Source organism: Aeromonas sp. FDAARGOS 1417 (assembly GCF_019046985.1).
Lineage (GTDB): Bacteria > Pseudomonadota > Gammaproteobacteria > Enterobacterales > Aeromonadaceae > Aeromonas > Aeromonas veronii.
This window is the reverse complement of sequence record NZ_CP077221.1, coordinates 1,196,205-1,208,857: the sequence shown is the minus strand read 5'-3', so window position 1 is coordinate 1,208,857 and position 12,653 is coordinate 1,196,205. Positions and strand designations below refer to the sequence as shown.

General features: G+C 54.6%; 12 protein-coding genes. 2 read left to right on the top strand and 10 right to left on the bottom strand.

Going from position 1 to position 12,653, the window contains the following annotated elements:
* Nucleotides 1-8: 8 nt before the first annotated feature.
* Complete coding sequence (gene cysS / locus I6L47_RS05265; protein WP_139441825.1) at nucleotides 9-1,385, top strand: cysteine--tRNA ligase; 1,377 nt, start codon at nucleotides 9-11, stop codon at nucleotides 1,383-1,385.
* Nucleotides 1,386-2,070: 685 nt separating this feature from the next.
* Here cysS and I6L47_RS05260 read toward each other — a convergent pair.
* From I6L47_RS05260 to I6L47_RS05215, 10 genes are all read right to left on the bottom strand, one after another.
* Nucleotides 2,071-2,943, bottom strand: a complete 873-nt coding sequence (locus tag I6L47_RS05260; RefSeq protein ID WP_216948831.1) for a hypothetical protein — start codon at nucleotides 2,941-2,943, stop codon at nucleotides 2,071-2,073.
* Nucleotides 2,924-4,636, bottom strand: a complete 1,713-nt coding sequence (locus I6L47_RS05255) for an AAA family ATPase (protein ID WP_216948830.1) — start codon at nucleotides 4,634-4,636, stop codon at nucleotides 2,924-2,926. The genes I6L47_RS05260 and I6L47_RS05255 overlap by 20 nt, the downstream gene beginning before the upstream one ends.
* Nucleotides 4,637-5,938: 1,302 nt before the next feature.
* Nucleotides 5,939-6,694 carry an ABC transporter substrate-binding protein gene (locus I6L47_RS05250; protein ID WP_216948829.1) on the bottom strand — a complete coding sequence of 252 codons (756 nt, stop codon included), beginning with the start codon at nucleotides 6,692-6,694 and terminating at the stop codon, nucleotides 5,939-5,941.
* Nucleotides 6,695-6,833: 139 nt separating this feature from the next.
* Entirely contained in the window at nucleotides 6,834-7,580 is a 747-nt protein-coding gene (locus I6L47_RS05245) for an ABC transporter substrate-binding protein (protein WP_108612546.1), read from the bottom strand.
* 130 nt (nucleotides 7,581-7,710) lie between these two features.
* Nucleotides 7,711-8,457, bottom strand: coding sequence for an ABC transporter substrate-binding protein (locus I6L47_RS05240; RefSeq protein ID WP_216948828.1), 747 nt, complete (start codon nucleotides 8,455-8,457; stop codon nucleotides 7,711-7,713).
* Between the two features lie 71 nt (nucleotides 8,458-8,528).
* Complete coding sequence (locus tag I6L47_RS05235) at nucleotides 8,529-9,047, bottom strand: GDYXXLXY domain-containing protein (protein ID WP_216948827.1); 519 nt, start codon at nucleotides 9,045-9,047, stop codon at nucleotides 8,529-8,531.
* Nucleotides 9,044-10,048: a DUF4401 domain-containing protein gene (locus I6L47_RS05230; RefSeq protein WP_216948826.1), complete on the bottom strand. Its 1,005-nt coding sequence runs from the start codon at nucleotides 10,046-10,048 to the stop codon at nucleotides 9,044-9,046. Before I6L47_RS05230 ends, I6L47_RS05235 begins: the two co-directional genes overlap by 4 nt.
* Nucleotides 10,041-10,979 carry a DUF2157 domain-containing protein gene (locus I6L47_RS05225; RefSeq protein ID WP_216948825.1) on the bottom strand — a complete coding sequence of 313 codons (939 nt, stop codon included), beginning with the start codon at nucleotides 10,977-10,979 and terminating at the stop codon, nucleotides 10,041-10,043. The genes I6L47_RS05230 and I6L47_RS05225 overlap by 8 nt, the downstream gene beginning before the upstream one ends.
* Before the next feature lie 164 nt (nucleotides 10,980-11,143).
* On the bottom strand, nucleotides 11,144-11,701 hold the full coding sequence (locus I6L47_RS05220) for a TMEM165/GDT1 family protein (protein WP_005337386.1): 558 nt from the start codon (nucleotides 11,699-11,701) through the stop codon (nucleotides 11,144-11,146).
* A 259-nt stretch (nucleotides 11,702-11,960) separates the two neighbouring features.
* On the bottom strand, nucleotides 11,961-12,290 hold the full coding sequence (locus tag I6L47_RS05215) for a translation initiation factor (RefSeq protein ID WP_005350971.1): 330 nt from the start codon (nucleotides 12,288-12,290) through the stop codon (nucleotides 11,961-11,963).
* A gap of 119 nt (nucleotides 12,291-12,409) precedes the next feature.
* On the opposite strand from I6L47_RS05215, the gene I6L47_RS05210 reads away from it, so the two are divergent.
* Complete coding sequence (locus I6L47_RS05210; protein ID WP_005337384.1) at nucleotides 12,410-12,637, top strand: FeoA family protein; 228 nt, start codon at nucleotides 12,410-12,412, stop codon at nucleotides 12,635-12,637.
* Nucleotides 12,638-12,653: the final 16 nt, after the last annotated feature.

Sequence of the window (12,653 nt, the reverse complement as noted above, 5' to 3'; positions counted from 1 at the left end):
GTTAGAAGATGCTGAAGATATACAACACACTCACTCGTCAAAAAGAAGAATTCAAACCTATCCACCCGGGCAAGGTGGGCATGTATGTGTGTGGTGTCACCATCTACGATCACTGTCATATCGGCCACGGCCGCACCTTCGTCGCTTTTGATGTGGTCGCTCGCTACCTGCGTTACGCCGGTTATGACCTCACCTACGTGCGCAACATCACCGACGTGGATGACAAGATCATCAAGCGTGCCGCCGAGACCCAAGTGACCTGCGACGAGCTGACCGAGCGTCTGATTGGCGACATGCACGCCGACTTCGATGCCCTCGGCATGGTGCGCCCTGATATCGAACCGCGCGCCACCCAGCACATCGAAGAGATCATCGAGCTGGTGCAATCCCTGCTGGAAAAAGAGCACGCCTACGTGGCGGATAACGGCGATGTGATGTTTATCGTCGAATCCTATGCCGACTACGGCAAGCTCTCCGGCCAGGATCTGGAACAACTGCAAGCCGGTGCCCGCGTTGACGTGGTCGATGCCAAGCGCAACCCGCTCGACTTCGTGCTGTGGAAGATGTCCAAGCCCGGCGAGCCAACCTGGGAAAGCCCCTGGGGCCCGGGCCGTCCTGGCTGGCACATCGAGTGCTCCGCCATGAACTCCAAGCACCTTGGCAACCACTTCGACATCCACGGCGGCGGCTCCGATCTGCAGTTCCCGCACCACGAGAACGAAATTGCCCAGTCCTGCTGCGCCCACGGTGGCGACTACGTCAACACCTGGATGCACAGCGGCATGGTGATGGTGGATAAAGAGAAAATGTCCAAATCCCTTGGCAACTTCTTCACCATCCGCGACGTGCTGGCCCACTACGACGCCGAAACCGTCCGTTACTTCCTGATGTCTGGCCACTACCGCAGCCAGCTCAACTATTCGGAAGATAACCTCAAGCAAGCCCGCGCCGCGCTGGAGCGCATGTACACCGCCCTGCGCGATCTGCCGGTAGCCGCGGCTGCCGGTGGTGACGAGCAGGTAGCGCGCTTCGTTGATGCGATGGACGACGACTTCAACACCCCGGAAGCCTACTCCGCCCTGTTCGATCTGGTGCGCGAGATCAACCGCCAGAAGGGTGAAGATATGGCCGTAGCCGCCGCGCTGGGCGCCCGTCTGCGCGAGCTGGGCGCCGTGCTCGGCATCCTGCAGCAAGACCCCGAGGCTTTCCTCAAGGGTGACGAAGCGGACGAAGAAGTTGCCGAAATCGAGCGCCTGATCGCCGAGCGCAATCAGGCCCGTGCCGACAAGAACTGGGCCGCGGCGGATGCCGCCCGCAACCGTCTCACCGAGATGGGTATCGTGCTGGAAGACAGTGCCGGCAAGACCAGCTGGCGCCGTGCCTAAGGTCGGTGGGCCTTGTTGGCGTCTGGTGCCAACAGGTTGAGCCAATAAAAAACCGCAGCCCTGGGGCTGCGGTTTTTTTGTGGTCTGCCGGAGGGCTGACACTTTCCCTCTCTCCTGATTGGCATGGCTTTGCCATGCAGGACGCGAGGGCCTTGCCCTCGAAGGGGTTTCGCCCGCCCTTCGGGCTGGGGCGAGTGACTTTTGAAAGACCGCTCTCTTTGGCAAATAACACCAAAAGTCTTCTCCCCGGCAAACCGCCCGCTTCGCGGGTTCCCTCGTCTCGTCCAACGGGTCGGACGGAGCGCCGCAGACGGCACTTTGGCCTTCGCCATCCATGGCTGCGGCCAAAGCCCGCTTCGAACATCCTTGTTCTCGCGCCAAATCGGGGGCGAGCAGTGCTCGCCCTGATCCGATTTGGCCCCTATGCCGGTTGCGGCTGCGCCATCATCCCTGATAGCACTCCTGACCCGTTGAACTCGACTCGGCGGTTTGCAGGGGGAACCAATACCGTGCCCGCCCGTGACTTTAGCGTGCATGTTGACTGCCTTTCGCTGAAAGGGGAGGGCAGAGCAAGTGAGGGTAAATAGGTTTGGGTTTGATCAACGCGTATTTGGGGAATAGAAATAAAAACCGCAGCTCAAGGCTGCGGTTTTTATAGATAATATTTTCCCTTGAACGTGTTTTATTATAAATTTTCTGGAAGCTCTCCCTGTTCTAGATATTGCATGAGTTGATGGTCATTAAGAATAGAGCGATACAGTATTGCATCCCAAGAATTAATGGATTTATCAATTTCCATGTCTAAAAGTAGTTCGAGGCTAGCCATTATGCTGAAAGTGGATTTTGGCTGGCGACAGATATGAGATTTACGGAGTATGCTTATATACCTAGTTTTAAAAAACTCTTTAAAACGTGTTATGAAGTTTATCCCTTCCAAGTGGAGAGTTATAAGTTCTCTAAGTTCTTGTGGTATGTCATCACGAACTACGACAGCTATCAATGGTGCGCGGTAAGGCGGGGTGAAGACTATATTAAATAAAGGCCTATCTATGTCATCGAAATAAGGGTGTATATATCTTTTTCTTCCATCTGGTGTTATATACTCAGTAAGTTTCTCGCCTTGACACCAGTCACACATTGGGGTTAGGTTGAGCAGGTTGATAGAGAATTCTGGGAATTTATCCTTTGGAAGATAATGATCTAATGTTCTTGGCCTTCCTGGTTCACCACAGCTTGGGCATACCACAAGACCATTATGTTTTCTGATCTTTTCTAGTTGGAGATAAGGAAGCTTATTTTCTTTTGGTGAATACAAACCAATTAATGAATGTTTTCTTTTTTCTGCGTCTTCATCGTTATCTGTATATTTTCTTAAGTTCATTGGTTGGATTGAAGTCGGGTCACCACCTAACTCCTGATATAATCTCACTTGGTTAACCAAGTCATTTGTGATAAGGTCATAAAAATCTCGGTGATGCTTTTTTTCATTCAGGGTTCTCCTCACTATATCTATTGAGTCATCTTCTGGAATATTAACTCTAGATACCATTGTTGCCACCTGCATTCAATATCTTCATTAGCATTTCTTCGTTTAATTCCTGACCTAACAAATTAATTAAATCTTTGGGGTCGTTATATAGACGTAGTTTTTCTTCAACCCATAGGTCAAATGGCTTGGTGATCGAACTATCTCCAAAAACATAAGATGATATTCTTTGCATATCACCACCAAATGTTTCAAATGGGGGATGATCAATCTCTACTCTTCCGTTATGCTGCCGATATACATGAATGCACTTAGCAGGAACTTCTCTTGCCATTGCTAAAGAATGAGTTGCTAAAATAGCTTTTGAGTTAAATGCTTTTAAAACTGTTTTAAGTAATGATATGAATTCAATTTCTAAGGTCGGATGTAAAAACAGCTCTGGTTCATCGATTACAATTAAACTATCCTTTCTAATTTGACCGACAACATTTATGACGATATAGCAGAATAATCTTTGCCCAGAGCTGATTTCAATTTTATGCTTATCTTTAATAAATACAACGCCGGTCTGATGGTTAATTATGTCGTTGATATCTACCTGAAACATCTTGTATGTATTAAATGAGGCGTTGTTTATGGGTAAATAATATTTGTTGTTACTTTCTATATGTAGCGTTACAAGTGCTGGATTAGACTTCCATGCTGCATCCTCTGACAATTCAAGTGCAATAAAATCAAAATCTATTGCGCTTTTCAATACAGAGGAGATGGTATCGAATTTACTTGTCCAGTTATGTATAAAACCAAACTCATGATCATCCTCAATGGATTTTATTATTGAGCTTACCGAATTTCGGGCTGGTAAATTCCTACTTATACCAATTCTTTCATTACCGGCCGCATCAGTATTTATCTGTCTGAAGCCAAAGTATTTATATGCATCTTTGTCTTTTAGGTCCGTGTTGGATAAATCTATTGTAAATTCTTCGAATGGACTGTAGGAAATTAATATGAACTTTGATATGTTAGGATAATGGTCAAATGGAGTGTGATTAGTAGCATCCAGAGTTCTCTTACTTCCACTATCAACACCCAGCCAATATTCTACTAAAGTTTTTAGTGTAAATGATTTTCCTATGCCATTTTCACCTATCAATACATTTATATCGTATGGAAGATGTTCAGAATTAAAATGAAATGATATTGGCTCTATAATCCCATTTTTATTAATTGTATTCAGTGTAAAGTCTCGAATTGATGATTGAACATTATCTAATAGTTTCCAACCATCCTGAAAAGACTTTCTTGCACCTGCTTCCCGGAGTAGGGATGTACTAAAATTATCATGTAATGTAAGGCGCATTGCATTACTATCTTTTATTGCGTTAACCAGATACCCAGCATCTCTAATTAACATTAACAACTCTTTTGTATCATCGAAACCGATTTTGGCGATTAGAACATGATAAAAATCGATATCGCTAGGTACGGACACATAATTTAGTTTTGGTATTGGGAAAAAACCATTCCATCCATTATCACAAAGTTCATTAAGTTTTTTGGGTGAGTAGTCATCATCTTCAATTAATAATTTTAATGAAAAATCTAAAGCTGACTTTTTGTCAATGTACAAGGTCGCATTTAACGTTGTGCTAATGCCATAGTCATCCCAGTTATTAAATGATAAGGCGAGCATGTCACTTTCAGATGGAAGTATAGAAGGGGATGTTCTCCAATTAGTCCCTTTGTGATAAAAAACTATCATATATATTCACTCATTTTTATATGTGTAAGAATTTATTTTTATGTGGAGGTTAAACTTATTTGTAAATATATTTAATTATGCTTTTACTTTCAATTTTAGTAAAGGCTGTAGGTTCGATTAGCGAAGCGTAATCGGACGTTCGAGAAATAAGGTGTTATTTCGGTGAAATACTCACTGTCGGGCCTTCAATATAAAACCGTCTCCCGATAGATATCTGTGCCGCTTGCTGTTGCATTCACCATGATTTTTTCATCGATGCGACCATATCGATGGTGCTTGTTGCATATGCATAGGAGAGACAATCTGATCTCGCCATGGGGTGGGCGAGGGGTGGCTCTGAGCTAACAACCCGCCCGATCTTTGCCCTGAATAGGCCGGGGAATGTTACCGCGGTGCAATGCGCTGCGCTTATTGCACCCTACGTCTGTTTACCGGCCTCGGTGTTGCGGGTTGGGTGTTGCCCCCCTGTTGTTCGCCGAGGTGAGGGCACAAGGTCAGGAGCGCCGTCATGGACGACGGCGCAGACGCAGGCGGTACAGGGATGTACCGTCTGCGTCGTTCCGCCAGACCTTTTGCCTGAACCGAGGGAACCCGCCGTAGGAGGGCGAACAAGTGGGGGTGGCCGCTCGATTGGTGACTTTTCTTTGGCCACGCAAAGAAAAGTCACTCGCCAAGCCGCGCAGCGGCGGCGAAACCCCGTCGAGGACGGAGTCCTCGTGTCCTGCATGGCGAATCCATGCCAATTAGACGGCGATATTCCGCTATGCAATGACGTTACCGACCCCCTCACCCTAACCCTCTCCCGCAAGGGGAGAGGGGACGGTTACCGCGGACGATTACGCTTCGCTAATCGACCCTACTGGCGAAGCCATGGCAATACCCTGTTGCAGGGCAAAGACGTTACCGATCCCTCACCCTAGCCCTCTTCCACATGGGGAGAAGGGACGGTTACCGCGGACGATTACGCTTCGCTAATCGACCCTACGCTAAAGTCGCTACCGCCCCTGACTCTCGCTACCAGATTGCGCCGTTGACCATTGATCTCGGAAAAGGGGTCAACAGACGCCCGTCGCCATATTACGGAGCCAGAGTGGTCTTATCTATGGTTTTGATGAGCTAACTATCAGAAAAGAGTGATTTTTTGCGCTGGCACAAACTTTTATTAATTAGTGATTAGTTGTTGGTTGTCGGGCTTGGAGCTGGCAGGGCGGTGGGGTGACGCCGCGGTAAAAAGAGGGAAGCGCAAACGGTAAAAAGCGAAGGGGCCCTTGATGGGCCCCTTGTTGTTGGCGTTCGACGTCGCTATTTGGCGGCGGGGGTTGGGAAGTATTTGCTGTGCAGCAGCGGGTATTCGCTGCTCGCCAGCACCTGGGTCAAGCCGGTCTGGAACTCCTTGACCAGCTCGTCGCTTACCGGATGGCTGAAGGCGAAGCAGAACTGCTCCGAGCTAAGTACCCACTGCTCCTTGAAGCGGACGGGGTCGAGTTTTTGTTCGACGATCAGCTGCTCCATGGTGGTCTTGTTGGTGGAGACCAGATCGACCCGGCCTGAGGTGAGCATCTTGAGCGCCTGTGCCAGCCGGTTGGCGGCCATCAGTTTGGTCTCGTCAAAGCCGTTGTTGAGCAGCAGTTGCTCCCCCACATCGGCCCGTACCGCCCCGATATTGAACGCCTTGGCATCGTCGAGCTTGGTGATGGTGATATTGCGATCGGCCAGCCCTACCAGCACGATCTCGGCATACCCGATGGGGCAGGCCCACTTGAACAGGGGGTCCCGCGCCTGGGTGCGGGCGGTGGAGAAGAGTACCGCATTGGGCTTTTGGGTCAGCAGGTAGTAACCGCGCGCCCACGGCATGATGGTGATGGGCTGCGCCGGCGTGTTGGTCTTTTTCCATACCAGTTGCAGCAGCTCGACCGCGAGGCCGGTGGGGGCGCCGCTGGCATCGGCGTAGTTGTAGGGTTTGTACTCTTCGGTGATGTAGTGCAGTTTGCCGAGCTCAGGACTCGCCTGTGCGAGGGTGGCCAGCAGCGCCCCGGCCAATCCAATCCATGGTTTCATTTTTGCCATCCTGATCAAGGGAATATCTGCTCAAGTGTGACCAAGCTGACCGATTTCGCCAAGGCGATGGAGCATGTTTGGCAAAAAAGCACGGGTGCACAGTCCCATCCCGAGCCCTATGTCGACGGCGATCAGGGCGTTATCGCAGCGGCAGGTATTTGGCTTGCAGGGCTGAGAAATCCGCTGAGGCGACGACGTGGGTCAGCGCCTGCTGAAAGAGGGCGACCTCGCTGTCGGGCACCTGACGGCTGAAGGCGTAGCAGAGCGGTCTGGCATCCAGCACGAAGGCGACATGAAAGTCATCCGGCTTGAAGCCCAGTTGTTGCAGGGTTTGATAGCCTGCCAGCTTGTTGGTCGCAAAGAGATCGGCGCGACCTGAGGTGAGCATTTTGGCAGCCTGGGTGAGGCGGTTGGCCAGCATCAGCTGGCGCTCATCGATACCGCGTTCGAGCAGCAGCTGTTTGGAGACGGTGGAGCGCACCACGCCGACCTTGTAGTGGCTGATCTCGGCCACGGAGCCGAGGGTGATGTTGTCCGCCTTGCGCCCCAGCAGCACAAATTCCGAGTGATCGATGGGGCAGGCCCACTTGAAGAGTGCTTCCCGCTGCGGGGTGCGGGCGGTGGCAAACAGCACCACATTGGGTTTTTGTTGCAGCAGGTTGTAGCCCCGGGCCCAGGGCATAATGCGGATTGGCTGGGGCGACACGCCGCGCGCTTTCCAGATAAGCTGCATCAGCTCCACCGACAATCCGGTTGGCATCCCTTGCTGGTCGCTGAAATTAAACGGGGGAGAGATTTCGCTCAGATACTCGAGTTTGCCCGGATCGGCCTGCGCGAAGGTGGCCCACAAGAGCAGTAGCAGATGAGGTAGGTGCCATGTCCGCACGGGAAAGATCCTTCGCAATCAACCATGTAGCCCAGTTTGACTGCTTGCGGCGGGAATAGCTAGCCACCTCTATTGCATCTTTCATCAATAAAATGGGCAGCGAACCGCTGCCCATTGGGTGAGTGAGTACTCAGCGCACCGGCAGGTATTTGGCCTGCAATTTGCGAAACTCTTCCGAGGCGAGGGCGCGGGTCAGGCCCTGCTGAAAGAGGGTGATCTCGCTGTCGGGCACCTGACGGCTGAAGGCGTAGCAGAGCTGCTCTGCGCTCAGCACCATGGCCACGTTGAAGTCGTCGCTGCTCAGCTTCAGTTCGCGGATGGCGTCATATCCCGCCAGCTTGCTGGTGGCGAGCAGGTCGGCGCGGCCGGAGAGCAGCATCTTCAACCCCTGTGACAGGCGGTTGGCCGGGATGATGTTGTTGTCATCCATGCCGTTGTTGAGCAGCAACTGCTCGGCGGCGTCCGAACGCACCGCGCTGATCTTGTACTGGCTCATCTGATCGAAGGCGGTCAGGGTGATGTTCTGCGCTTTGCGGCCCAGCAGTATGTACTCCGAGTAGCCGATGGGGCAGACCCACTTGAAGAGATCCTCCCGCGCCTGGGTGCGGGCGGTGGAGAAGAGCACCACGTTGGGCTTCTGGGTTAGCAAGTAATAACCTCGCGCCCAGGGCAGGATGCGCACCGGCTGGGGGGGCACGCCGCTGTGTTGCCAGATCATCTGCAGCAGATCGACCGCAAGGCCGGTGGGCTGGCCTTGCGGATCGCTGTAGTTGTAGGGGGGGTACTCTTCGGTGAGGTACTCGAGCTTGCCCAGATCAGCCCGGGCCGTCGAGGCCCAGCAGAGCAGCAACAGATGACAGATCAGCCATATCCTCATTGGGAACATCCTTAGCGATCAACCTTCTCTTGAGTGTGACCATGAACAGAGTAAATAGCCACTCACTGCCGTTACCAGCGGGCGCGGATCTGCCCGATGGGCTGGTAGGCCTCATCCCGCAGCCCTACCAGCAGGGTCTTGCCATCCGCTTGCAGCCGGAACTCGCCGTAGCGGGCCGCTTCGTACTGCTCCCCCGTGCCCTCTTCAAAGAAGTAGGCATCGGGGCCGATCTGCCACTGCCGCTCGCTCTGGTGCACCTGCAATAGCCGCTCATCGCTGGCGAGCCGATCCGGTTTGCCATCGGCCACCAGAGTGGCCACCTGATGGGCATCGAGGCGGATCACCAGGGTGTCGATGCCCTTGTTTTGAGTCGCACGGGCGTCGCGGCTGGTTAGCTCGCGGGCAATTTCATAGTTGAGCCGCATGTAATCCCCCTGCATCAGGGAACGGGGATCGACCGGAGCGAGCCGCAGCAGCACCACTTCGCCGCTGCTCATGGCGTGCTCATAGCGCCAGACGGTGGCATTGATGCCTGCCAGGATGGCGAGGCCGCTCAGCAACAGGGCGAGCTGTCGGGTCACAGGTTTCATGAGTCGCTCCTTGCCGCAAAGGTGGTGAGCAGCTGGCGGGCCCCCAGCAGCAGGATGCCGGAGCCCAGCAGCAGCCAGGATTTGGTCATCAGGGTGAGCCCCAGATCGTAGTAATAGAGCGAGCCATAGCCGAGCAGCAGCAGGGCCGAGAGGGTCATCAGCCCCAGACTGCCGGCATAGAAGCCGAGGATCAGCACCAGTGCGCCCGCCCCCATGCCGGGGATGATGGCGCTGATCAGCACCAGCGGCAGGCCAAACAGCAGGGGGAGCTTGAGTTTCACCATCACCGCCAGCAGCAGGGCGGCGCAGAGCAGGGGATTGAGCCAGAGCGGCAGGCGAGAAAGCCCCAGTTCGTCCAGCACGCTGCTGCCGCCATCCCACAGCGGATGGTGCAGACGGCCCAGCACCAGCAGGGAGAGGGCGAGCCCCAGCGTGATGGAGTGGTAGAGCTGGTGGCGCTCTGGATCCCTATCTGCCCGCAGCCAGCAGAAGGTAATGGCCGCCATCACCAGCGGGAGGGCCAGCAGTTGCAGCCCGAGGCAGGCGAGGCCAAGGGTGAGCAGCAGGGCCGCCGCCACGCTGTGAAACAGCCGCACCAGCCAGTGATCGAACAGCACGGCGATGGCAAGGGAGAGCAGGCACAACCCAAACCAGAGCAGGGTGTGATGGAGATCAAGCTGATCGAGCAGGCCATAGAGCAGCCAGGCATCGGCCGCCAGGGTGAGGGCCAGCACGAACTGATCCCAGAGATCGCCGCTTTGGCTGCGATTAAGGGCGTAGGCCCCCGCCAGCATCACGGCCCCCAGCAGCAGGGCGCTGTTGGCCTCGCGGGTCAGCTGTTCGAAGGTGAGAAACAGGAAAAAGAGCAGGAACAGGGCGGCAATCCAGCCCACCAGCCCGAGCAGAAAGCGGCTCGACCAGTGGGGCTGGGTGTCACGGGGCATCTCCCCCTCCACCAGATTGGCCTGTTGCAGCGCTTGCCAAAGGGTCAGATCACTCATGAGACCTCCGTTGTTGTTGCAGCCAGCGGGCGGCGGTGACCGAAAGGCCGATGGCAATCAGGCTCAGCAGCAAGAAGCCGTTGATGTCGGGCTCCATCCACTTGCCCAGTGCCGCGAGGATGACGGCAATCAGGCTGAGGCACCCCATGGCGAGTCCGGCGATAAATCTGTGGTGCCAAAGGGCATAGGCCGCAGCGAGCCAGCCAAGCCAGAGCGGCCACACCAGCGGGGAGGCGGCATCAAACAGCGCCAGCAGGGTGAGCAGGGTGGCCCCCAGACCTGCGGCCAGACCCGCCAGCCAGCTTGGCATCAGGCGCCAGCGGTTTGGCGCCAGCAGAAGCAGACCCCAGAGGGCGGCGTTGAGCAGGGTAAGGCACCAGCCCAATCCCTCTTCATCGAAGGTAAAGAAGAAGGTGAACAAACCGAGCCGCCAGTAGAGCACCAGCGCCAGCTGGCCGAGCAGCCAGCTTAAGGTCCAGAGCAGGGGACTTTGGCCAAATAGCGCCAGTGGCACCAGCATCAGCGCCCAGGTGGCGAACAGCTGCCAAGGATCGGCGCCGGTCTGGTAGGTTTGACCCACCAGCGCCAGTAGGGCGCCGATATTGAGGGCGATAGCGAGCAGCAGTGCCTGACGGGGGGTATCCCCCAGCGGTTTTCGCCACAGCAGAAGCAGCATGGCGAGCAGCGGTGCCTCCAGCAGGGCGAGGCGGGAGACCCGGCCCAGCTCTTGCCAGTTGAAGGCGACGAAGAAGATGAGGCCAGCCCCGATGCAGAGGGCACCGAGCCAGAGCAGCAGCCGGTCAAACAGCCACTGCCAGCGCGCCGGATGGGGGGGAAGATCGGCGAGGGTCAGGGCGTCCGCCAGCTTCTCTGGCGCCAGCCGTCCCTGTTTGACCCATTCGAGAAGCGTCTCTCTTGATACGTTGTGCATGGGGGGACTCCACGAGGTTTGCCCCATTATGGCATGAGGCACCCGCAACCGTGCACTGCCCCTTGGCTCTACGGCTGGTGGTTGCGACAGCGGATTACGCAATAGACAAAGCTGCAAACAAAAAAGCCCTCCACAGGGGAGGGCTTGGTCAGCGGAAAAGGCGATCAGGCAAAGATCAGAGTGCTCACCCCGAGGCCGACGAAGAGGATGGCGCAGGCGATGCGGATCCCCTTGAGCGGCAGCTTGTCTGCCCCCAGCTTGCCGATCAGCACCACAGGCACGTTGGCCAGCATCATGCCGAGGGTGGTCCCGGTAATGACCTGTACCAGCGAGTCATATTTGGCGGCCAGTAGCACGGTGGCAATCTGGGTCTTGTCGCCAATCTCGGCAATAAAGAAGAGCACGAAGGTGGCCATAAAGGGGCCGTATTTATCCAGCGAGCTCTCCTCGTCATCCATCTTGTCCGGCACCAAAATCCAGATAGCCATGGCGATAAAGGCGATGGCGACCAGCCAAGTCATTATCTTGGGATCGAGCCAGCGGCTGATGAACTCACCAATCCAGGCAGCGCCCGCATGGTTGAGCAGGGTAGCCGCCAGCATGCCGGCGATGATGGGCCAGGGCTTGCGAAAACGGCAGATGAGCAGCAACGCCAACAGCTGGGTTTTATCGCCGATTTCGGCAATAGCGACGCTGAGGGTTGAGGTTAACAAGGCTTCCATAAAAATGACCGGGGGACGGAATTGTTATAAACCAAAGACAAGCCTGCGCCATCCGTCCCCGGTATTGGCACTGGCCCGTCAAAGGTCTTGTCAAATCCATGGCTGGCATGGATCACCCTGACCATGGTGAGTTGGCACCAAGTATGTTGATCAGGGTCGCAAACCGGTATTCATGCAATCAATGGCACCGGCGTGCGAGACTACTCCCCCTCGATGGGAGCGGGCATTCTAGGGAAAAACCGCATGAGTGACAAGGGGATCAGCCACCCACCAGCTTGACGCTGAAACCGGCTTTCTCCAGCTCGGTTTTGATCAGGTCCCGTTTATCCCCCTGGATCTCGATCACTCCCTCCTTGATACCGCCTCCGGTGCCGCACTTTTTCTTGAGCAGGGTGGCCAGGGATTTTTGCTGTTCGGCGGGTACGCCATGAATGGTGATCACCCCGGCACCCTTGCGCCCCTTGGTCTCGCGGCGAATGCGCACGGTGCCGTCGGTGGGGAAGGGGGAGGCGGATTGGGGAGCGCTCTGCTCCTTGATCATGCCGCCATCTGTGCTGTAAACGAGGCGGCTGTTGTTGTCGTGACTCATGGCAATACTTTATGGGTTAGCTAAGCGGAGTTTGATTTTACTCAAATAAAAGTTGAAGACACAGCTTATAATGCCCCAAGTAAAAGCGAATTATTATTGTTTAACTTCAGGAGTCAGTCATGGTACTCACGCAGTTGTCACCGGGACAGAGTGCTCGCATCAAGAATATGAATCAGCTCGCCCGGCCGCTGCGCCGCAAACTGATGGTGATGGGCCTGTTGCCCCAGACTGAAGTCATCTATCTGCGCTCCGCCCCCTTGGGGGACCCGCTCCAGATCCAGTGCCAGGGGATCTGTCTCTCCATGCAAAAGAGTCTGGCCCAGCAAATAGAAGTCGAGCCGGTATAACCCCCTGCTCGGCTAC

What these genes read in the sequence shown, in the direction of transcription:
- cysS (WP_139441825.1), top strand. Translation starts at nt 9, where the DNA reads ATGCTGAAGATATACAACACACTCACTCGTCAAAAAGAAGAATTCAAA.
- I6L47_RS05255 (WP_216948830.1), bottom strand. Translation starts at nt 4,636, where the DNA reads ATGATAGTTTTTTATCACAAAGGGACTAATTGGAGAACATCCCCTTCT.
- I6L47_RS05250 (WP_216948829.1), bottom strand. Translation starts at nt 6,694, where the DNA reads ATGAAACCATGGATTGGATTGGCCGGGGCGCTGCTGGCCACCCTCGCA.
- I6L47_RS05240 (WP_216948828.1), bottom strand. Translation starts at nt 8,457, where the DNA reads ATGAGGATATGGCTGATCTGTCATCTGTTGCTGCTCTGCTGGGCCTCG.
- I6L47_RS05235 (WP_216948827.1), bottom strand. Translation starts at nt 9,047, where the DNA reads ATGAAACCTGTGACCCGACAGCTCGCCCTGTTGCTGAGCGGCCTCGCC.
- I6L47_RS05230 (WP_216948826.1), bottom strand. Translation starts at nt 10,048, where the DNA reads ATGAGTGATCTGACCCTTTGGCAAGCGCTGCAACAGGCCAATCTGGTG.
- I6L47_RS05225 (WP_216948825.1), bottom strand. Translation starts at nt 10,979, where the DNA reads ATGCACAACGTATCAAGAGAGACGCTTCTCGAATGGGTCAAACAGGGA.
- I6L47_RS05220 (WP_005337386.1), bottom strand. Translation starts at nt 11,701, where the DNA reads ATGGAAGCCTTGTTAACCTCAACCCTCAGCGTCGCTATTGCCGAAATC.
- I6L47_RS05215 (WP_005350971.1), bottom strand. Translation starts at nt 12,290, where the DNA reads ATGAGTCACGACAACAACAGCCGCCTCGTTTACAGCACAGATGGCGGC.
- I6L47_RS05210 (WP_005337384.1), top strand. Translation starts at nt 12,410, where the DNA reads ATGGTACTCACGCAGTTGTCACCGGGACAGAGTGCTCGCATCAAGAAT.